The 19,809-nt window shown below is 51.9% G+C and carries 18 protein-coding genes; 10 read left to right on the forward strand and 8 right to left on the reverse strand.

What is annotated here, in order from left to right; all coding sequences use genetic code 11:
• Positions 1 to 3: 3 nt before the first annotated feature.
• Positions 4 to 504, forward strand: a complete 501-nt coding sequence (locus AC8GE9_RS05725) for a cupin domain-containing protein (RefSeq protein WP_506676150.1) — start codon at positions 4 to 6, stop codon at positions 502 to 504.
• Positions 505 to 593: 89 nt separating this feature from the next.
• Here the strand turns inward: AC8GE9_RS05725 and AC8GE9_RS05730 are convergent, their stop codons facing one another.
• The 5 genes from AC8GE9_RS05730 to AC8GE9_RS05750 form a co-directional block, all read right to left on the reverse strand.
• Positions 594 to 1,547, reverse strand: coding sequence for a TAXI family TRAP transporter solute-binding subunit (locus AC8GE9_RS05730; RefSeq protein ID WP_506676151.1), 954 nt, complete (start codon positions 1,545 to 1,547; stop codon positions 594 to 596).
• A 222-nt stretch (positions 1,548 to 1,769) separates the two neighbouring features.
• Positions 1,770 to 2,957, reverse strand: a complete 1,188-nt coding sequence (kch, locus tag AC8GE9_RS05735) for a voltage-gated potassium channel protein (RefSeq protein ID WP_506676152.1) — start codon at positions 2,955 to 2,957, stop codon at positions 1,770 to 1,772.
• Positions 2,958 to 2,993: 36 nt separating this feature from the next.
• A complete protein-coding gene (locus AC8GE9_RS05740) occupies positions 2,994 to 3,998 on the reverse strand; it encodes an extracellular solute-binding protein (protein WP_506676153.1) in 1,005 nt (334 codons plus the stop codon).
• Between the two features lie 15 nt (positions 3,999 to 4,013).
• Positions 4,014 to 5,681 carry an ABC transporter permease gene (locus AC8GE9_RS05745; protein WP_506676154.1) on the reverse strand — a complete coding sequence of 556 codons (1,668 nt, stop codon included), beginning with the start codon at positions 5,679 to 5,681 and terminating at the stop codon, positions 4,014 to 4,016.
• 10 nt (positions 5,682 to 5,691) lie between these two features.
• Positions 5,692 to 6,765 (reverse strand): ABC transporter ATP-binding protein, encoded by a 1,074-nt coding sequence (locus AC8GE9_RS05750; RefSeq protein WP_506676155.1) that lies wholly within the window; start codon positions 6,763 to 6,765, stop codon positions 5,692 to 5,694.
• Positions 6,766 to 6,886: 121 nt separating this feature from the next.
• On the opposite strand from AC8GE9_RS05750, the gene AC8GE9_RS05755 reads away from it, so the two are divergent.
• The 7 genes from AC8GE9_RS05755 to AC8GE9_RS05785 all read left to right on the forward strand — a co-directional run bounded on the left by AC8GE9_RS05755 (position 6,887) and on the right by AC8GE9_RS05785 (position 13,444).
• Complete coding sequence (locus tag AC8GE9_RS05755) at positions 6,887 to 8,002, forward strand: DSD1 family PLP-dependent enzyme (RefSeq protein WP_506676156.1); 1,116 nt, start codon at positions 6,887 to 6,889, stop codon at positions 8,000 to 8,002.
• A gap of 22 nt (positions 8,003 to 8,024) precedes the next feature.
• The gene (locus AC8GE9_RS05760; protein WP_506676157.1) at positions 8,025 to 9,014 is read left to right on the forward strand and encodes a Bug family tripartite tricarboxylate transporter substrate binding protein; all 990 of its coding nucleotides are present in this window, start codon (positions 8,025 to 8,027) and stop codon (positions 9,012 to 9,014) included.
• Positions 9,015 to 9,184: 170 nt separating this feature from the next.
• On the forward strand, positions 9,185 to 10,027 hold the full coding sequence (locus AC8GE9_RS05765; protein ID WP_506676321.1) for a putative selenate ABC transporter substrate-binding protein: 843 nt from the start codon (positions 9,185 to 9,187) through the stop codon (positions 10,025 to 10,027).
• Positions 10,028 to 10,035: 8 nt separating this feature from the next.
• A complete protein-coding gene (locus tag AC8GE9_RS05770) occupies positions 10,036 to 10,872 on the forward strand; it encodes a phosphonate ABC transporter ATP-binding protein (RefSeq protein ID WP_506676322.1) in 837 nt (278 codons plus the stop codon).
• Positions 10,863 to 11,708 carry a PhnE/PtxC family ABC transporter permease gene (locus AC8GE9_RS05775; RefSeq protein WP_506676158.1) on the forward strand — a complete coding sequence of 282 codons (846 nt, stop codon included), beginning with the start codon at positions 10,863 to 10,865 and terminating at the stop codon, positions 11,706 to 11,708. Before AC8GE9_RS05770 ends, AC8GE9_RS05775 begins: the two co-directional genes overlap by 10 nt.
• Entirely contained in the window at positions 11,705 to 12,505 is an 801-nt protein-coding gene (phnE, locus tag AC8GE9_RS05780) for a phosphonate ABC transporter, permease protein PhnE (protein WP_506676159.1), read from the forward strand. Before AC8GE9_RS05775 ends, phnE begins: the two co-directional genes overlap by 4 nt.
• 30 nt (positions 12,506 to 12,535) lie before the next feature.
• Positions 12,536 to 13,444 carry a DUF6268 family outer membrane beta-barrel protein gene (locus tag AC8GE9_RS05785; RefSeq protein ID WP_506676160.1) on the forward strand — a complete coding sequence of 303 codons (909 nt, stop codon included), beginning with the start codon at positions 12,536 to 12,538 and terminating at the stop codon, positions 13,442 to 13,444.
• Positions 13,445 to 13,449: 5 nt separating this feature from the next.
• Here AC8GE9_RS05785 and AC8GE9_RS05790 read toward each other — a convergent pair whose 3' ends face one another.
• The 3 genes from AC8GE9_RS05790 to AC8GE9_RS05800 all read right to left on the reverse strand — a co-directional run bounded on the left by AC8GE9_RS05790 (position 13,450) and on the right by AC8GE9_RS05800 (position 16,978).
• The gene (locus AC8GE9_RS05790; RefSeq protein WP_506676161.1) at positions 13,450 to 13,869 is read right to left on the reverse strand and encodes a VOC family protein; all 420 of its coding nucleotides are present in this window, start codon (positions 13,867 to 13,869) and stop codon (positions 13,450 to 13,452) included.
• A gap of 9 nt (positions 13,870 to 13,878) precedes the next feature.
• A complete protein-coding gene (locus AC8GE9_RS05795; RefSeq protein ID WP_506676162.1) occupies positions 13,879 to 15,774 on the reverse strand; it encodes a TRAP transporter permease in 1,896 nt (631 codons plus the stop codon).
• Positions 15,775 to 15,913: 139 nt separating this feature from the next.
• Positions 15,914 to 16,978 (reverse strand): ABC transporter ATP-binding protein, encoded by a 1,065-nt coding sequence (locus tag AC8GE9_RS05800; protein ID WP_506676163.1) that lies wholly within the window; start codon positions 16,976 to 16,978, stop codon positions 15,914 to 15,916.
• 71 nt (positions 16,979 to 17,049) lie between these two features.
• On the opposite strand from AC8GE9_RS05800, the gene AC8GE9_RS05805 reads away from it, so the two are divergent.
• Both AC8GE9_RS05805 and AC8GE9_RS05810 read left to right on the forward strand, forming a co-directional pair.
• Positions 17,050 to 18,642 (forward strand): ABC transporter permease, encoded by a 1,593-nt coding sequence (locus AC8GE9_RS05805; protein WP_506676164.1) that lies wholly within the window; start codon positions 17,050 to 17,052, stop codon positions 18,640 to 18,642.
• A gap of 66 nt (positions 18,643 to 18,708) precedes the next feature.
• The gene (locus tag AC8GE9_RS05810) at positions 18,709 to 19,779 is read left to right on the forward strand and encodes an extracellular solute-binding protein (RefSeq protein WP_506676165.1); all 1,071 of its coding nucleotides are present in this window, start codon (positions 18,709 to 18,711) and stop codon (positions 19,777 to 19,779) included.
• Positions 19,780 to 19,809 lie beyond the last annotated feature (30 nt).

Consider the following 19,809-nt stretch of genomic DNA (forward strand, 5'->3'; position numbering starts at 1 on the left):
CTCATGGCGCACACACTTCAACAGTTTGCCGGTCAATGTCACGATTTGCTCAAAGTCTATCCCGGTCCCGCCGGTCGTCAAAAGGTCGCTGATCTTTTGAAAGAGGTATTGGTGGATAAACAGTTCGTTGAGGCGAATCTTGGTCCAAATATCGGTGAGCGCGAAGTCATTTACGAAGATTCAGAATTAGGGTTCTGTATCGTGGCACACAATTATCAGGGTGCGAAAAGTTCAACCCCGCATGATCATGCCCACTCCTGGGCGATTTATGGACAAGCGCGTGGCGAAACCGAAATGCGCGATTACGCTTTGATCGAAGCGGCCTCGGGTGACAAGCCAGGCAAAGTGCGCCAGACCAAGACCTACAAGCTGACGCCAGGTGTGGCACATGTCTACAACGAAGGTGATTTGCATGCGCCTGAGCGCGTGGCTTCGACGAGTCTGATTCGTGTTGAAGGCACAAACATGGCAAAGGTTAAACGAGCGGCTTACGAGGTTGTTTAAGGACACTGCCTAGCAACCATGACATTCTTTGAAGCATGTCATGGTTGCTAGGCTCAAAACTGAGAATTAAAAATTGAAGAGGCCCGAGATCAAAGTGCGCCGACTTCTTTAAAGTACTTGATCGCACCTGGATGCATGGGGATACCGGCATCGGCAGCCATCATTTTAGGTGTCAACTCACCAATTGCCTTGTTGACTGCGGACATAGCCGGAATGTTTTGAGCCATGGTCTTAACCATGTTGTAAACAACTTGCTCGGGCATATCGCAACTCACGATCAGATGGGTTTGATAGCCGATGACAGGAACGTCCTTGTCTTGTTTGGGGTATGTGCCAGCCTTAATAATCAGCTTACTGTAGCCCGCGTTCATTTTGCGCATGCCATCCATTGTTTTGTCGTCAACGGGGACAAGCTTAATATCACGGGCACTCGCCAAATCCATCACGGCCGAGGCTGGTGCGGTCGTACCAAGGGTAAAGACGTCCACATGTCCGTCTTTCATCATTGAAACGGCATCGGTGTAGCTCGCTTGGAAATTCATCCGCGAGAGTCCGCTGTAGTCGAAACCGTTGAGCTTAAGAACGGTTGCGGTAATGGCTTCGGCCGTGTTGCCTTTAGATTGCGCAACCAAACGTTTGCCTTTGATGTCGGCATAAGAGTCGACCTTAGATGCCGCGGTCGCGACGACTTGGAAATACTGTGGGTAAATGTTGGTCATTTGGCAGACCTTGCTGGTCTTTTCTTTGAAGGGCGCGTTACCCAATGCACCATCGACCGCGCTGCTGGAGTTTGAGAAGCCGATTTGAGCCTTACCAGTCTGGACGCCAATCACATTGGCGATACCTGCGCCTGGTTGAGCTGTGATTTGAAGACCAGGAATCGCTTTTTCCCACATGCCTTTGAGGGCACCACCAAGCGGCACCCAAACACCACCTTGTGGACCGGTCATTAGTGTGACTTGCTGCGCGGATACGGGTGCTGCGGCAAGCAGTGCGGCGCCCAGCGCTGCAGCTGAAAGTGCATGTTTTGCGGATTGTTTCATGACATCTCCAAATGATTTTTATGCAAAAAACACGCCCGTCGTCCTTGAACACACAAAAGGCCGTCAAACGTATTTATCAAGCGGCTTGAAGGAATCAAACCGATGTTCGATTCTATACAACCACGCGTTAAAAGTGAATCAGCCTAAACCCACCCTTGCGTGGGATTGAAATCACCATGACCCTCGATATCGTTCTATTCATTAGGGTTAACCAGAATTTGCTCAGTCGGATGTGGTGCTTTTGAAGAACAAATCCATGATCACCTTGCTGTCGATCACTTCGCCTGAGAGGGTGCGGGTCAAAATCTCGCTCCCCAGCATTTGAGGAGAAAAAATCATGTCGGGGTGAACGCGTTGAATTTTTGAGAGATGGACCGACTCGTTCACGACGGCAACGGTTTTGACGCCACTGTTACCGACAAGCTCTTTGGCTGCCAAGATGATGAAAGCATTTTCTGAATCGTCGTCTTTGAGCGCCAACAGGTATTGAGCCTCCTCCAATCCTGCCTCTTTAAGCACATCGAGTGTCGTCGCATCACCTACCAAGACATCTGTTTGGGCTGGATATTGGTGTGTCACGGACGGCATCACAATCGCCGTGACGTGCTGACCACGAGCAAGTAGACCCGTGATGACATTCATGGCAAGGGGAGTCGCACCGCAAACAATGACGTGATTTTTTCTCATGGAAAGGATAGCCCTTTTGCTAATGAATCTTTTAAGATTGCCGCCTATAAGGGGTCCGGCAAGCGCGCTGACCGTCGTCGCAAAAACAGTGACTCCAAAAATGACGATGGAAATAACAAATAGTCGCGAAGTCGGATTAGTGGGGATAATATCTCCATAGCCAACAGTCGCCATCGTAATGACAGAAAAATAAAGGGCTGCAACAGGGTCTTCGATAGGTGGATGAAAAGAGTTGCCTAAGTAAAGAGTGCCAGAAACCGAATAAAAGAGCAGCCAACTCACGCTGATGATGGCGTACATCGTGCTTGCAGCAAAGCTGATGCGACTAAAGACTTTCCAGTGCTTGAGAAGGACGAAAAACAAGGCGATATTGTAAGCAGTTACAAGAAGATTGCCTCTAGAGGTGTAGAGCTCGATCATCAGCGCGAACGCCAGCATGGTCAACGAAAGCACCCAAGCGATTCGAGCACGCCAGAGTAATCCGGCAGACATGATCATCATGCCCAGACCCACAGCAAGGCGTGGCAGCTCGATCAGACCGATCGTGTCCATCACGTTTTGCCAGCTTTCGTTCAGAAGAAGCCAACCGTGATGTTCTGATGCTAGTATCCGGACCGCGAGCGGCCAGATAAATATCCATGCATAAACAAAAACAAGAAGTCCCAGCCATAAATTGGCCGGGAATACCTTGTTGATTATGAGTGCAGAATGTTTTTTAAGCACGAAAAAAGTAAAACAAAGGATAGGCTTTAGGAGAAATTATTTTCCGGCACTTTTCAGGGCGTCTTTCCAGAGGTCGATCACGACTTTGTAGTCAGCCGCCGCTTTTGCAGGGTCAGTGCCAACAACCTTGATATTGCTCAGATTAGGAAGCTTAGTCAATTTTGAGACATCAATATCAGAGCGTGTCGGGCGGCGAAAGTTTTGAATCAACTCAGCTTCCTGGACTTCTTTTGAAAGCAACACATCGTAGAGTTGTTGGGCTGCTGCAGCACCATTTTTAGGATTTTTGATGATTGCGACAGCTTCGGGTGCAACGAATGCACCTTCTTGTGGGTAGACGAGTTCAATTTCTTTTTGACCACCTGCAACATAAGAGTAAGCGGCGTATTCCATCGTGATACCGATAGGATATTCACCATTGGCGACACTCTTATAGACTTGTGCTGAGCTTTTTGAAATGACAACGTTTGCAGCCAGTTTTTTCAAACCGTCAGCGCCGAACAGTTGATAAATACCGTATACCTGATCGTAGGCACTGCCGGAGGTGGCGGGATCACCCATAATGATCTTGTTTTTCCAAGCTGGGGCGAATAAGTCCGTCCAGCTTTTTGGGGCGGTGGCGCCTTTGAGCTGCTTGTTATTGATCATCAAGATCATGACATGTGCGTTTGAGCCTACCCATAGAAGATCGGGACCCTTGAATTGAGCAGGAATATCCTTGGCTTGAGCAGACTCATAGGGTTGGAAATTTTGACGAAAAGCTGCCATGGTGCCAAAGCCGGCACCCCAGACAACATCACCTAAAGGATTTTTTGCCTCGGCTTCGATGCGTTTCATCAGTGCGCCCGTGCCAGAAGTGACTTTTTGAATATTGAGTCCAGGTGCAGTTTTTTTGGCAACATCGGTAGCCGTATCGATAACCTGAACATTGTTTGAGGTGTACATCACCGCACTGTTTGCAAAGGCTGTTGCAGTACTCAACAGGGTGAGGGCGCCAAGCGCTGCAGGTGCTAAGAGACGGTTCATTGTGAAGTATGTCATGCGATGACTCCTGAGTTAGGGATTGCGACTGGAGAATAGGTCAAGCTTTAAAAAACGGATTGAAAGATAAACCGGAATCAAGATCACTGTCATCAGGATCACTCCGTAGGCTGAGGCCCGAGCCAAGTAACCCGAGTCGATCTGACGGTACATTTCTATAGGCATCGTTTCCATACCGCCAAAATACAAAACAATGGTAGCTGATATTTCAGACAATGATGTCACCCACATCAAAATAGCGGCTCCAAGGATCGCGGGTTTCATGACGGGGAGAATGACTTTGAAAAAGCTTTTAATCGGGGGTACACCAAGATTGATTGAAGCCTCTTCTATTGAGTCCGGGATGCTGTAGAGGGAGGCGGAGGCAGAGCGAATTGAAAAAGGAACTTTTCGTACAAAGTAGGCTGCTGCCATAATGGCCCAAGTGCCCGTGAGAATAATCATGCCGCTGTTATAAGTTTGAATCAATGCGATACCGAGCACCGTTCCTGAAATCGCTAACGGTAACATCACGACATAATCCAAAATCGAAACGACCCACATCCTTTTTTTGACGATCAGGTAACTGACGATCGTGGCAAAACAGGTGCCGATCAGTGTTGCGATACTGGCCAGTGAGAGCGAATTAAAAATAGGACCGGGCGCTTGCCGCAATGCACGATCCATATTTTCAAGCGTGAACGTTCCATATTGCATCACAGGACCACTTGATTTGGTAAAGGCGCCAATTAAAACAATCATCGCGGGGATTAGCGACAACGCGACAAAGAGCAGCACGACAAAGGTAAGTAGCCCAGCGGAAAAACCTTTGGCGCGAATGGGCTTGGGTGCTCGACCTTGTTGCATGTGATACGTCTTACGCTCTACGATGGTTTTTTGGATAAAAAGCACCAAACCCACTAGCAGCACGGAAAGTACGGCGAGCACGCTTTGCATCGTAGGGTCTGAGCCCATCTCAGAAAGAAAGGTCGTGTAGGTGAGAGAAGACAACACATCGACCGACCCGCCTAAAATCATCGGGATCGAAAAGTTATCTACAGCCAGGGTAAAGACCACCATCGCATTGATTAATAGGGCAGGCGCCAGCACCGGCAAAGTCACAGTGAATGTGCGCCTCAGTCCGCTGGCGCCTAAGTTGGTCGCTGCCTCTTCTATTGTGCCATCAATCGCTTTTAGCGCGGCAAGCATGCCGATGTATGCGTAGGTGTAATCGTTCAGTATCAGGGTGTAAGTCATGCCGAACCAGCCATAAAAGCTCGGCAGCTCGATCCCGATAAACTCAAGCGCACGGCGCGCCAGACCATTATTACCAAGAAGCATTAACCACGCCTGGGACACTACGATGTCGGGTAAGACGATTGTCGCCAGAGGTAAAAGAGCAACGATAGACTTTCCCGGAAAATCAAAGCGTGTCACGATGTAAGCGAGCGGTGCACCGAGCAGCATGCACCCTAGTGTTGCGGTAATGCCTAGTCGCAAAGTATTAAAGAAGGCTTCGACGTATCTGGGATTATCCAGAAAAGCCTGAAAGCCTGACAGACTGAAGGCGCCGGTCTTGGTGTCGACAACGCTGTAGTAGAAAAGCGAAAGTAGTGGCCATAAGACAAAAAATGTCAATACGCCAAGGCAAAGAAGGGCCGGAAGGAACCAAGGGGATACAGTTTTTTTAAAAAAGAGGTTCATGTGCACTCACCTAAGCCAAAACTAGCCGGCATTCGGGAGAGAAGCTCAGAAAAACCGCGTCGCCCGCAATTTTTCGAGGATCAGCGGCGCTGGGAACATCGGCCATCAGAGTGCTGCCATCCGCAAGTCGGAGGCAGTAGGTCACTTTGAAACCCAGATAGCGTCTGAACACGACCTGTGCGGGTATATGATGAATGCTTGTTGTCGAAGTAGACTGAATATGAATATGCTCCGACCGCGCGGCGAGTTGATACTTCGGTTGCTCAGTGTCTCTCAAAGACTGCGCGTCAGTGGCAATCATGATCAATCCACCCGCAACGGCAACTTCAGTCAGCGCGCCGCGGTCAATACTGTGCGAAACGGGAATCAAGTTAGCTCCACCTATAAAGTCAGCGGCGTAGGCGGTGAGCGGACGTGAGTAAAGGCCTTCGGGTGTGTCGAGCTGATCGATCTTGCCGTTGCGCAATAATGCGATTCGGTCTGACATCGAAAGCGCTTCTTCTTGATCGTGGGTAACAAAAATAGTCGTGATGTTGGCTTCTTGTTGGAGTTCGCGGATGACGTCGCGCATTTGAATCCGCAGTTTTGCATCAAGATTTGAGAGTGGCTCATCCATCAGAAGAATTCTTGGTTCGATGACCAGCGCTCGAGCGAGCGCGACACGTTGTCGTTGACCACCAGACAGCTCTCCGGGATAGCGTTTTTTCAGGTGAGCAAGTTCGACGCGTTGCAAAATCCGATCGACTTTCTCATCAATCCTTTGATTAGAAAACTTTCTTACGCGTAAGCCATAGGCGACGTTATCGAATACGGTTTTGTCGGGAAATAATGCATAGTCCTGAAAAACCATACCGGTTTCTCGTTTGTATGCCTCAAGATGAGTGACATCTTCGTCGCCAATGTGTACTTGACCTGCGTCGGGGATGATAAATCCTGCGATCATCCGAAGCAATGTCGTTTTACCACAGCCACTTGGTCCTAGAAGTGTGAAAAACTCACCGTGAGCGACAGCAAGAGAGAGCTTATCTATGATAGTGACGTCGCCATATTGTTTGACAACGTTTTTGAGTGTGATGTCTGCCATGTCTGCCGGTATATAAAGAAATTTTTTGCCGAGAAAGATTTTGAAGGCTATGCTTATAGGTCTTAATGGTAGCCTATTCGTTTTAGATCAATCTCTGGATTGATCATTTTGAGAAACTGACATGTCCCCTTGGAAAGCAGCGCATCCTGGTGATGCCTTCGAAGATATCGATACACCGGCCTTGGTTCTTGACCTCGATGCGTTTGAGCGCAACCTCGCGCGGATGCAAAAAGCGCTCGAGGGCAGCAATATGCGTCTCAGGCCCCACGCCAAGAGCCACAAGTGCCCCGACATCGCATTGCGTCAAATTCAGCAAGGCGCGATCGGGATTTGTTGTCAAAAGGTCAGCGAAGCCGCCCGCTTTGTCGAGGCCGGTGTTCAGGATGTGCTGATCACTAATCAGGTCGTCGGTGCAAAAAAGGTTGGTCATGTGCTGGATATGGCAGCCCGCGCGACGATTGGCGTGCTGGTCGATCACCCCGAACAGGTGGCACAGTTTGCGCAAGCGACGAGCCTACGCAAGATTAAGGTGGATGTCTATATCGAAGTCGACGTCGGGATGGGACGCTGCGGTGCGGTCTCAGTCGATGAAGTGACCGCGTTAGCAAAGCAAATCAAGGCTGCGCCTTACCTACGTTTTATGGGTTTACAGTGCTATCACGGAAGTGCTCAGCACTACCGCGAACCTGAAAAAAGACAAGCTGCCATTCGTCAAGCCAGCGATATCGCCCTCACCATGCGTGCGGCGATTGAAAAGCTGGGGATGAAAGTCGAGCGTATTACCGGGGCCGGGACTGGGTCGGTGGTGCTTGAGCGCGATTCAGGCGTCTTTAATGAAGTGCAGTCTGGCTCCTATATTTTTATGGATGCCGATTACGCTAAAAATCAACAAGGTCCTCAAGATATTCAGTTCGAGCATGCGTTATTCGTTAAAACCGCGGTCTTGAGTCGCCCGACGGCGAACCGAGCAGTGGTCGATGCCGGATTGAAAGCATCGAGTGTCGACTCCGGCCTGCCTGTGGTGTGGCAAATGCCCGGTGTCGAGTACACCAAGGCAAGCGACGAGCATGGTGTGTTGGAGACCGCGCAGGCCAATCATCCCGCGTTGGGCGATAGCTTGTTGCTGGTTCCCGGGCATTGCGACCCGACCGTAAATTTATATGATGAATTGATTTGTATTCGTGGTGGAAAGGTCGAAGCAGTTTGGCCGATCGCCGCACGTGGTGCCGCACTTTAAAATAATATCTGGAGATAACATCATGCATCAGTATCATTCACGAATTCGTTTAGCGTTAGCCGCAGTGACCTTGAGCGCGCTCGCGTTACCCCAGTTGAGTGCCGCGCAATCAGTCGCCGCTTATCCACAAGAACCCGTCAAATTCATCGTGCCCTACCCAGCAGGCGGTGTGAGTGATGTGTCGAGTCGCGCGATTGCCGTAGCCCTTGGCAATAAGCTTGGAGCAAATATGGTGATCGAGAACAGGGCCGGGGCAGCTTCGACTGTCGCCAGCACCTATGTGGCCAGTCAAAAGCCAAATGGCTATACGCTTTATGCAGCGCCAGTCTCTATTGTCATTAATCCAACCCTTCAAGGTACGGTGAGCTACAAACCCTACGAGAGCTTTACGCCGATTTCGATGATGATGAAGGCGCCTTTTGTCTTGCAGACGAATAAAGATTTGCCAGTTAAAAACGCAAAAGAGCTCGTTGAACTCATCAAGAAAAATCCCGATAAATATGCGATTGGCACTTCGGGGGTGGGCTCGATCAATCACCTCGCCGCCGAATATTTCATCAAGGAATTTGGTCTGAAAATGGTGGTCGCGCATTACAAGGGTGGTATGCCCGCTGCGCAAGACATGATCGGTGGTCAAGTACAGATGATGTTTTCAGCCGCGAGCGAAGCAATGCCCTTTATCACGAGCGGCAAGACGCGAGGTCTAGCAGTGACCTCGATGCAACGCATCTCGACCTTGCCTGACTTGCCCACGATGAACGAGGCCTTGGGTACCAAGGATTTTGAAGCGACATTCTGGTTGGCCTTGGTCTCTCCGGCCGTGATGGATAAGGCCTTGCAGGCCAAAATCTCAACCGCGATGCAGTCTCTGGGCAAGGACGACGAGTTGCGTAAACGCTTGAGTCAATTAGGCATTGAGCTTGATACCTCGACACCCGAGGTGGTGACCGCCAATCTCAAGACCGACGAGAAGAAATGGACGACGCTTATTAAAGCGTTAAATATTAAATAACAAATTTAAATAAATCTTAGCAAACAAGAAGTCACTTTGACTAAACGGGACGGCTAAAAAGGGTCTATCGGCGCGAGAGCCTCGGGTCTCTCCTATACTGATACATCCTTAACCGTTTTCAGGTGACTTCTTTGTCTTCAACCCTTCAATCCTTTCGCTTTTCGCGACTCATCGCAGGCGCGCTAGTCACTTTTGTGACCTTGATTTCTGGTGTTTCGCACGCACAGCAGGTGCTACGTGTGACCACGATTCCCGAAGAGGCCGCCACCGAGCAAATGCGTAAATTCGGTCCTCTGACCAAATACCTCGAGCGAACCGTCGGGATGAAGGTCAGCTTTGTGCCTGTCAATGACTATCCGGCCGCGGTAGAAGCCTTGGTCAACAAGCAAGTGGATTTGGTGTGGTTTGGAGGCTTCACTTATGTGCAGGCTCAAATTCGCTCCGGAGGCAAGATTGTTCCGATCGCGCAGCGCGAAGAAGACACCAAATTTCGTTCAGTATTCATCACGCAAAAAAACTCCGGTATCACCAAGCTGGCTGACCTGAAGGGCAAGCAAGTGAGCTTTGGATCGCAGTCCAGTACCTCGGGTCACTTGATGCCTCGTTCTTTCTTGTTGGATGCCGGTATCGACCCAGATCGTGACTTTAAGCGTGTCGCCTATTCGGGTGCGCACGATGCAACGATCGCCTCTGTCGTTAGTGGCCGCGTCGATGCCGCCGCGCTCGACATTACCGTGTGGAACAAATTTGTGAACGAAAAAAAGGTCGACACCAACAAGGTCGATGTCTTTTTCACCACACCGCCTTATTTCAATTACAACTGGTCTGTCAATGCAGACATGCCTGTCGCCTTGCGTGAAAAAATTACCAAAGCCTTATTGGCGCTTGATATGAATACGCCCGAGGGTAAGGAAATCCTGACACTGAATCGCGCGAGTAAATACATCCCCACGACACCTGACAACTACAAAGGTCTTGAGTCGGCAGGTAAAAGCGCGGGTTTGATTAAATAATGTCCGGCCTGCGCGTTGAGCTCAACGGCGTCACCGCACGTCATCCGGCGGCGACTGCTCAATCCCGCCCGGCCATCGATGCGTTGACGCTTTCGATCGAGCCCGGCGAGCATGTGGCTGTCATTGGCCCTTCGGGTGCAGGCAAAACGACTTTGTTGCAACTGTTGGGTGCTGCACTCAGGCCTTCGCAAGGTGCGGTGACATTAGATCTGGAGTCAGTCTGGACCTTGTCGACGCGTCAACTCCAGCGGCAGCGGGGGCGCCTTTTTTATGCGCCTCAAAGCCCGCCCTTGCCACCTAGGCAGCGTGTCGTTGTCTCCCTACTCGCAGCCAAGTTGCCGGCGCTGTCGCTTTGGCGCAGTCTACAAAACTTGCTCTACCCGCAGCACGTGGATGAGGTCGTCAAGGCCTTGGCCCAGTTTGATTTGCAGGAAAAAATATGGGAGCGTGTCGACCGGCTTTCTGGTGGAGAACGGCAACGTGTCGGTCTCGCGCGTGCCTTGCTCGCCCCTGCAGGACTCTGGCTCATCGATGAGCCACTGTCGGCGCTTGATCCCACGCGAGCACGGCAAGCCATCGCAACGCTGTTGCGTGAAGCGCGCGCCAAAGGGGTCACCTTGGTGACCACCTTGCATCAAGTCAATGTCGCGACGGCGGAGTTTCCTCGCGTGCTTGGATTGCGAGAGGGAAAACTCGTTTTTGATCTCCCGGGACACGAAGTCACACCTGAGCGCTTAGCACATCTGTACGCGCAGTTTGAGTATGAGCTGGCGCAAGTAGAAGCGCCAGTGGCTCCCGAAGAGCTCCCTCCCGCCAAGCGGGAAGTTCGTGTGGGATGCGCCTGATTCCGATGGCCCGTATCAAAGACCCCTCTTTGCGCGATCCCGCTTGGTCGCGACGCGTGTTTTGGTTTGTTGTCGCATGCGTGATTCTTTGGCCTGCCTTGGTGAGTACCGAGTTTCGACCGTGGGTGTTTTTTGAGGCGCAAAACCTCAAAGTCACGACCCATTTTCTCTCTGAATTTTTCCCGCCCGCACTCAACCTCGAGTTTTTGGAACTTGTGGCTCGAGAGGCTTGGCGTACTGTCGCGATTGCGACCGCGGGCACTTTTCTAGCATTGTTATTTGCGATTCCTTTGACGCTCTTGTCCACGACGGTGTTGTCGGTGTCCTCCTTGTCTGGACGGATGCGCGCTTTACCCTTTGTGGTACGGCAATTGATTCGTTGGTTGTTGATTCTGTTGCGTAGCGTGCCGGAATTGATTTGGGCGCTTGTGTTTGTGCGTGTGGTGGGACTCGGTCCGGCCGCGGGCGTGTTGGCGATCGCACTGACTTACGCCGGGATGCTTGGCAAAGTGTATGGAGAGATTCTTGAGAGTGGCGAGCGCGAGCCTGCAACGGCGTTACTGCGAAACGGTGCTGGGCGCATTCAGACTTTTTTCTTCAGCGTTTTGCCAGGTAATGCGACCGAATTGACCAGTTACACGATTTACCGTTGGGAGTGCGCCATTCGTGCGTCAACCGTGCTCGGTTTTGTCGGCGCCGGTGGACTCGGACAGCAAATGGACAATTCGATGCGCATGTTCAACGGTTCCGAAGTCGCAACCATGTTGATTGTGTTTATTTTATTGGTCGGTTTGGCCGATCTCTTGAGCACCTGGATGCGGAGGGCTTTGCAATGATGACGCGCCCAAGACATTGGTTAAGACTGGATTCGTCCGTCTTTTGGGTGTTGTTTGGAACCATCGCGCTGATCGTATTGAGTTTTTGGTCCCTTGATTTGCAGCTTGCCCGGGTGTTGTCCCTTGAGAGCTTGGCCCGCATGGGTAAGTTCTTGGGGGAGTTGTTATCACCCAACCTTGAGCCCGTATTTTTAAGCAAGCTGTTGCGCGCCAGCCTTGAGACACTCGCGATGTCCGCGGTAGGGACCTTGCTTGCAACAATCTTCGGTCTCTTACTCGCCGTGCCCGCCAGTCGTAGTTTTGCTGGTGATCCCGCGCGTTGGCGGTTTTTGACCCGCTTATTGCTCAATGCCTTACGCGCGATTCCCGAGCTGGTTTGGGCGGCTTTGCTGTTGATTTCCGCCGGTCTTGGACCGTTTGCCGGCACCTTGGCCCTTGCTTTGCACACGACGGGTGTTTTAGGTCGTTTATTTGCTGAATCCATCGAAAATTCCCCGCAAAATGCCGCAACGGCTCTTCGCGTTCAGGGTGTGGGCGAGGGCCGGGTGTTCTTATATGCAACACTGCCGACCGTTTCTCCCCAATTGATGTCCTATGCGTTGTATCGTTGGGAAAATAATATTCGGGCCGCTGCCGTGCTAGGGGTCGTCGGCGGCGGTGGTTTGGGTCAAATGTTGTCGTTTCACATGGGTTTATTTCAGATGCAAGAAACAAGCAGCATCTTAGCGGCTATGATTTTGCTTGTGATTCTCGTCGATACGTTGTCTTATTTTGCTAGACGCTTATTGTCGCGCTAGTGCTCCATCATCTCTAAAAGGTCATTCACTATGTCTCGCTTCACCTACCCACTAAGTCTCGGAATCGCCCTCGCTTTGGGGACCTTGTCTGCCGCGGTTGTCGCGCAACCACGTCAAGCGCCAGGTGAAACCAGCGTGTCCGTGGGTGTGACAGGCTTGAACCAATTTAATACGCGTATCGTGGACAGCGGAAGTTTTAACTGGTGGGATGCCTCCGCCAATGTCAACGTGACGCGCCAAGTCACCAGCGCGTTTTCCGCAGGCGTGAGTGCCAAGTATAACTATCAGAAATGGTCGTGGAGCGGACTCAACAGCCAGGCGCCTTGGACGTCTATCAATACCCCTGCTTTAGGCATGAATTTCGGCTACTCCCCTAGCCCTGAGTGGCGCCTTGGTTTCGCGCCAACAATTGAGTGGTCGGGTGAAACCGGCACGGGTACGGGCGGCACGGCGACCTATGGCGCTGTGATGAGTGTGGCGAGAACGTTTTCCAAAGACTTGACGCTCGGATTGGGCGCGGGTGTCTTTCGGCAGATCGATCAAACTAAAATTTTTCCCTATCTCTTAGTCAACTGGAACATCACGGACAAGTTGAGATTGAGCAACCCGCTGCCCGCCGGCCCCTCTGGCGGCGCGGGTCTTGAGTTGTCATATGCTTTGACGGATCGTTGGACCCTGGGTGGTGGGGGTGCGTATCGTTCTTATCGCTTTCGTTTGAACGAAAATAGCCCGGTGGCAAACGGAGTTGGTCAAAACAGTTTCGTCCCCGTTTTTGCCAGACTGTCCTATGCGATTGATCGTACTTCGCGTGTGGATTTGTACGCGGCTGCGACGACAGGTGGACGACTCTCGGCGACGGATACGTCAGGTACAACGCAGTTCAGCAACAATTATCAGACGGGCTTCGCGATGGCGCTGTCGTTCTCAAAACGTTTCTAACCGCTTTAACCCTCAGCAAAAACCTGCTGAGGGTCAGGCATGCCTTTGACCTCAACGGCATTGCCTGAAAAGTCGAAAACCAGGAAAACGGTTTGTTCGCGAGGCGTGCCGATGAAAATCCTATCAGGCGCCATCGCGAACGTGACCTGGGCTGAAATCAGATTTGCCAGCATCCGTTCGTACACCTCAGGCTTCACAATCACACCAAAGTGCCGCAAAGGATAATCACCTCTTCCGATCGTGATTGACTTGTGCGAGGCCTCAAGCTCCGAGAGTTGCGCGACGAGATGATGTCCATAAAAATCGATATCAAGTCGATCGGTCTGTTGACGTGTAATGGTGCAACCTAGGATATCCCGATAAAAGCGCACCGTGGACGCGATGTCTTTGATCGGGATAGAGAGGTGAATCATGGCCATGCTCATAAGCTTCTCCTAAGCTGTCACGCCGGGAGTTTTTTTGTTTTGATACCACTGGGTAATCGCAACAAAGGCCAAGAGACCGAAGCCGATCGTATCCGTGATGAGGCCTGGTTTAATCAGACAAATCGCCGAGATAAATAAGAGGATGCGTTGTAGGGTCGTCGCATAGCCGACAAGCCAGCCGAAAAATCCGCCCGCGAGCGCAATGACGCCTATTAAGGCTGTCACGACTGACCAAAAGACGGTGAGGTAGGAAGTGTCCTCTTTAAAGATCAACAGCAAGGATGGCTCATAGACAAACATGAAAGGCACAATATAGGCTGGAGCCGCGGCGCGCATGGCAGCAAAGCCCGATTCCCACATATTTGCTTTGGCTAAACTTGCGGCTGCAAACACGGCAAGCGCGACGGGTGGAGTGATCGCTGACAAAATCGCGAAGTAGAACGCGAACATGTGTGCGGCAGGCACCTCAACGCCGAGTTTGATGATTGCAGGGATCAATAACGACACCATCACGATATAGGCAGGAGTTGTCGGCATTCCCATGCCTAAGATGATGCCGGCCATCGCTGTCAGCAAGAGAGCGAGGAACAGGGAGTTATTCGCAAGCTCAATGACAACCTGTGTGAAAACAATCCCCAGGCCTGTAATGGTGACGCAACCAATGACAATACCCGCGCAGGCGCAAGCCATGGCCACGGACAAAGCATTGCGCGCGCCTTCTTCAAGCGCGTTGATTACGGACATCCATGTGATACCTTGGCGCGTCAGTTTGCGAGCGAGTGCGACCGGGAGACAGCTGATGGCAGCCACCAACGCGCAAAGAGGTGCCGAGTAACCATTAAACAAACCAACAAGGATGATCAGAATTGGAATGAATAGATGGCCCCGTTCTTTCATGACGTGCATAAATTTGGGCAATTCATTTTCGGGCACGCCGCCTAGGCCGTGGCGTTTTGCTTCAAAGTGCACGGCAAAAAAGACAGAGGCGTAGTAAAGCAGGGCGGGAATGACGGCCCACATAGCGACTTGTGCGTAGGGGACGGATAAAAACTCAGCCATCACGAAGGCTGCCGCGCCCATCACGGGAGGCATCAACTGCCCTCCTGTCGAGGCGACGGCCTCCACCGCCGCAGCGAAAGGCGGCCTGAAACCTGTGCGTTTCATCAGGGGAATCGTAATCGGACCATCGACCATCACGTTTGCAACAGCACTGCCAGAAACGGTTCCGAAAAGAGAGGAGCTCACGACAGCGACCTTACCAGGGCCGCCCGCACTGCGTCCTGTTAGTGCCATGGCAAAGTCCATGAACAGTTGGCCTGTTCCGCTCTTTTCCATAAAAGCGCCAAAAATCACGAACAACATGACGTAGGAGGCGGAAACACCCAGCGTAGAGCCAAAAATACCCTCGGTTGAGAGATAGAGCTGCTCCAACAGAACCGGTAACTTAATTTGAGTAAAAAACGCGGCGTAGATCACAAACACAATCGCAGTGATCGGTAGTGCCCAACCAATCACCCGGCGTGTCCCCTCTAGGACGATAATCACCATGACAAAGGAAAAGAACACGTCCTGCTTGGTCAATTCGTCGATGTAAATAATGCGGTTGGTGAAGTTTTCATAGTCGACAAAGATATGAGCGATCGCCGCTAGACCTAATGCCAGCAGCAGCATGTCATAGGAGCGCGGTAACAATCCACCTGTTGCACGGGAAGGGTAGAGCAAGAAGACCAGCGCCAAGGCAAACATCAAGTGCGTGCCACGAAAAACCACCGCCTCCGGAGGACCGAATGCTGCCACGTACATGTGGTACAGCGACATCGCGACAGCGATGACTGTAATAAGTTTTTTTAGAACTTTCGAGGTGGGATCTACGGCAATACTTTCATCGGAAATAACCTGCTGCATAGCGATATCCTTGGTGTTGCGCTGACTCGTTAAAGGCTAAGTGATTCTACACAGGCAGTCCCCAGGGATGGGCGCATTTTGTTCAAACACAGGGTTTTCCTTTAGGTGGATCAATAAGGAGGTCCTAACCAGGCTTTGTCTAAAAGGTCACGACGTGGTCTACGCCGAGCCGGATCCCAATTTTTTCGCCAAGCGAATGGTCGTGGTGGCTGGGCACATAAGCCAGTACTTCCTGACCGGAAGGCAAGCGCAAGGTATAGAGAAAATCCGCGCCTCTAAATGTTTTGCGCACGACCTCGGCGAGCTGTGGGCTGGCATCGTCATGCTGGATGTCGTCGGCACGCAAAAGGACCTCGACCTCGGTACCGAGCGGGTCGTGGTGGTCATTGTCGAGCTGTAGCTCCCCGAGCTCGATCTTGACCATGGCGTTAGGTTGAATGATGCCTTTGACAAAGACGCCACGGCCGATGAAGTCCGCGACGTAACGGTTAATGGGCTCGTGGTACAGGTCGTAGGGGGTATCCCATTGCACGATACGTCCCTCGGACATGACGCCGATATGATCCGCAATCGCAAAGGCTTCAAATTGGTCATGTGTGACGAGCAAGGCGGTCACGCCATTGGTTTTTAAAATATCGCGCATTTCACTGGCGAGTCTTTCGCGTAGATCAATGTCTAGACTGGAGAAGGGCTCATCGAGCAAAATCAAGTCAGGCTCGGGTGCCATGGCGCGCGCGAGCGCGACGCGTTGCTGTTGACCGCCACTCAATTCATGTGGGTAAGCTCCCGCCTTGTCCGCGAGAGAGACGCGCTCAAGCCACTGGAGTCCGACCTCGCGGCGTTTCGCCGGTGAAAGGGCACGTAAACCGAACATGACGTTTTCCAAAACGCTGAGATGGGGGAAAAGCGCAAAATCCTGAAATACCATTCCAACCTTGCGCAGGTTGGGAGCGACTTGGATATCTGGGGCACTGACTACTTTGCCATGCATACTGACGGTGCCGTCTTGCAGGGCTTCGAAGCCACAAATGGCTCTGAGAATGGTGGATTTGCCACAGCCTGAGGGGCCGAGCAAACACGCAATGCTGCCTCGGGCTAGACTGAGGGTTAAATCCCGAACAATCTGCACGCGCCCTGGACCGTCTAGACGCGGGTAACTAATTTCGACGTGATCGAGGGCTAGCAAAGGCGGTGGGGAATTCATCTTTATAATTTTCTCATTAACAACAGTTTGATTCTAGAACCCTTTTATATTTTTAGCCGAGCGCAACACGAATGAGTCGAGTCGTTGTCCTGATCGCAGTTTTGTTGTCGCTTCCGCTGCTGGGCCTGTTTATCCCCCTTTTTACCGAGGGCACGGGTGAGGCCTCGCAGGAGCTCAGCCGCCAAGGCACTCTGCAACATCTCTGGCAGCACGTATTGGGTGAGTATGTCACGTCCACACTGTTGCTGCTCATCGGGGTAGGGTTTGGGGTGTTTGTCCTCGGGGTTGGCAATGCCTGGCTGGTCGCCAACTACCAGTTTCCCGGCAAAAAGCTCTTTGAATGGGCGCTGATTTTGCCGCTCGCGATCCCGACGTATGTGATGGCCTATTTATTTGTCGATATTTTGCAGTTTTCGGGTCCGATTCAAACTGCGTTACGCAATGTGTTGGGTCTGGAGCAGCTCTGGTTCTTTCCCGATCCGCGGTCTCTGGGCGGCGCGATGTGGGCGTTTTCTTTTTGCCTATTTCCTTATGTGTACTTGATCGCCCGGACCTCATTTCTGGATCGCAGCGCCCGTTTGTCCGAAGCAGCTGAAACTCTTGGTTATAGCGGCTTTCAGGCGTTTTACCGCTTGGTGCTGCCCATGTCGCGCCCTGCGATTTTTGCCGGAATGGCTCTCGCCTTGATGGAGGTCATGGCCGACTACGGTGCCGTGGCGTACTTTGGTGTGGAGACGTTTGCAACCGGTATTTTCAGGGCATGGTTGTCCTTTAGTGACCGCTTGGCCGCAGTGCAGTTGTCACTGGGTTTGCTGGTCTTTGTAGTGCTGATTTTCTATATTGAGCAGACCAATCGCGCCCGCATGCGCTATGTCAGTTCCGGAGTTGTACAACGCGTCGCGCCTCCTCGTCTTTTGCGGGGTAAAAAAGCTTTTTGGGCGTTTGCCGCCTGCGGTTCGACCTTGGCATGTGCGTTTCTTTTGCCGGTGGCCGCTTTGCTGAAACTTTTGTGGGAGCAGGGCTTGAGTCTAGATGCGCGCTACCTGGACTGGTTGCAAAACTCGTTTGGACTCTCTGCAATCACGGCGTTGATCTCAGTTGCATGCGCATTGATTCTGGCCTATGGGGCGAGGCTGACTAAAAGCGCCACCATGCATTGGGTCAACCGGCTGCTGGGGTTGGGGTACGCCCTTCCCGGAGCTGTGCTGGCAGTGGGTATGTTGTCCGTTTTAGGCTTGTTTCAAATGGCCTGGATCATGTCTGCGACGGTGTCAGTGTTGATTTACGCGTATTTGATTCGGTTTCTGTCCTCGAGTTTGCAAAGTGTGGAAGCGGGGCTTTCACGGATTACGCCTTCGATGGACGGCAGTGCAGCCCTATTAGGCGCGACCCCTTGGCAAACGATGCGCGCCATTCACTTTCCGCTACTCAAACGCAGTGTCCTGACCGCGGGCTTGTTTGTCTTTGTCGATGTGATGAAAGAGTTGCCCGCAACGCTGCTGCTGCGTCCTTTTAATTTTGACACCTTGGCGGTGGCCACCTATCAACTCGCCGCCGATGAACGCTTGTCAGAGTTAGCCTTGCCCTCCTTGACGATTGTGGTTGCCGGACTGATTCCGGTCATTTTGCTGTCTCGAGCGATGTCAAAAGCCAATCGCTATTGATAATGATTCGCATTTAGTGGTATGATGATGTTTCTGACTCTTAGGGCTTTTACGGATCATTCTTTGATGAACAAGCAAGGCGTTTTCAAAACTGTTTTCAAAACTTTAGCATCCGGCCTGTTGTCAATCGCTTCTGTTGGAGGGGCTCTCGCCCAGTCGGGCAAGCCCGCCCAGGAACTCAATATTTACTCCGCGCGTCACTATCAGACGGATGAGCTTCTCTATGGTGGATTTACCAAGGCGACAGGGATCAAGATTAATCGTATTGAGGCGAGCGACAACGCCCTGATAGAGCGTTTGAAAAGCGAGGGTGCTAAAAGTCCCGCAGACGTTATTTTGCTGGTGGATGCTGCCCGTTTGTGGCGCGCTGAAAAGGATGGCATGTTTCAGCCCTTCCAGTCAGCCTTGATAGACGAGCGTATCCCACAAAACTTGAGAGCGAAAGTCGAAGGCGGGGGCAGCACCTGGGTAGGTTATTCCACCCGCGCCCGCGTCATCGTCTACAACAAGGCCCGCGTCAAGCCTGAGGATGTCGACACCTACGAAAAACTAGCAGATCCTCTGAACAAAGGAAAGGTTTGCACGCGCTCTGGTTCGCACCCCTATATGTTGTCCCTTGTGGGTGCGATGATCGACCGCAGTGGAGAGGCTGCCACCGAGGCGTGGGCCAAGGGCATGGTGGCCAACCAAGCACGTGCGCCTCGAGGTGGAGATACCGATCAGATCAAAGCCGTTGCTGCAGGTGAGTGTGGTGTGGCACTGACGAATTCATACTATTTTGTACGGATGATGCGCTCGACTAAGCCTGAGGATCAAGCGCTCATGGCCAAGGTAGGCTTCTTGTGGCCCAATCAAGCGACAAGTGGGACGCACATCAATATCGCTGGTGGCGGGATGGCCAAAAATGCGCCACACCCAGAGGCCGCTAAGAAGTTTCTTGAGTACCTCGCGACCGATGACGCGCAGGTTTATTTTGCAGACGGTAACAACGAGTGGCCCGCAGTCGCGTCGGTCCAGATTGAAAATCCAGGCCTAAAACAGCTCGGATCTTTCAAGGTTGAGGACGTTCCGGTTGCTGCGATGGGGCGCAACCAAATCGCCGCTCAGAAAATTCTGGACCGCGCACGGTTCAAATGAGTTTGAAGTAAAGAAGAAGTGATGAAGTGA

The organism is Zwartia lucis, from assembly GCF_965234455.1.
Taxonomy (GTDB): domain Bacteria; phylum Pseudomonadota; class Gammaproteobacteria; order Burkholderiales; family Burkholderiaceae_B; genus Zwartia; species Zwartia lucis.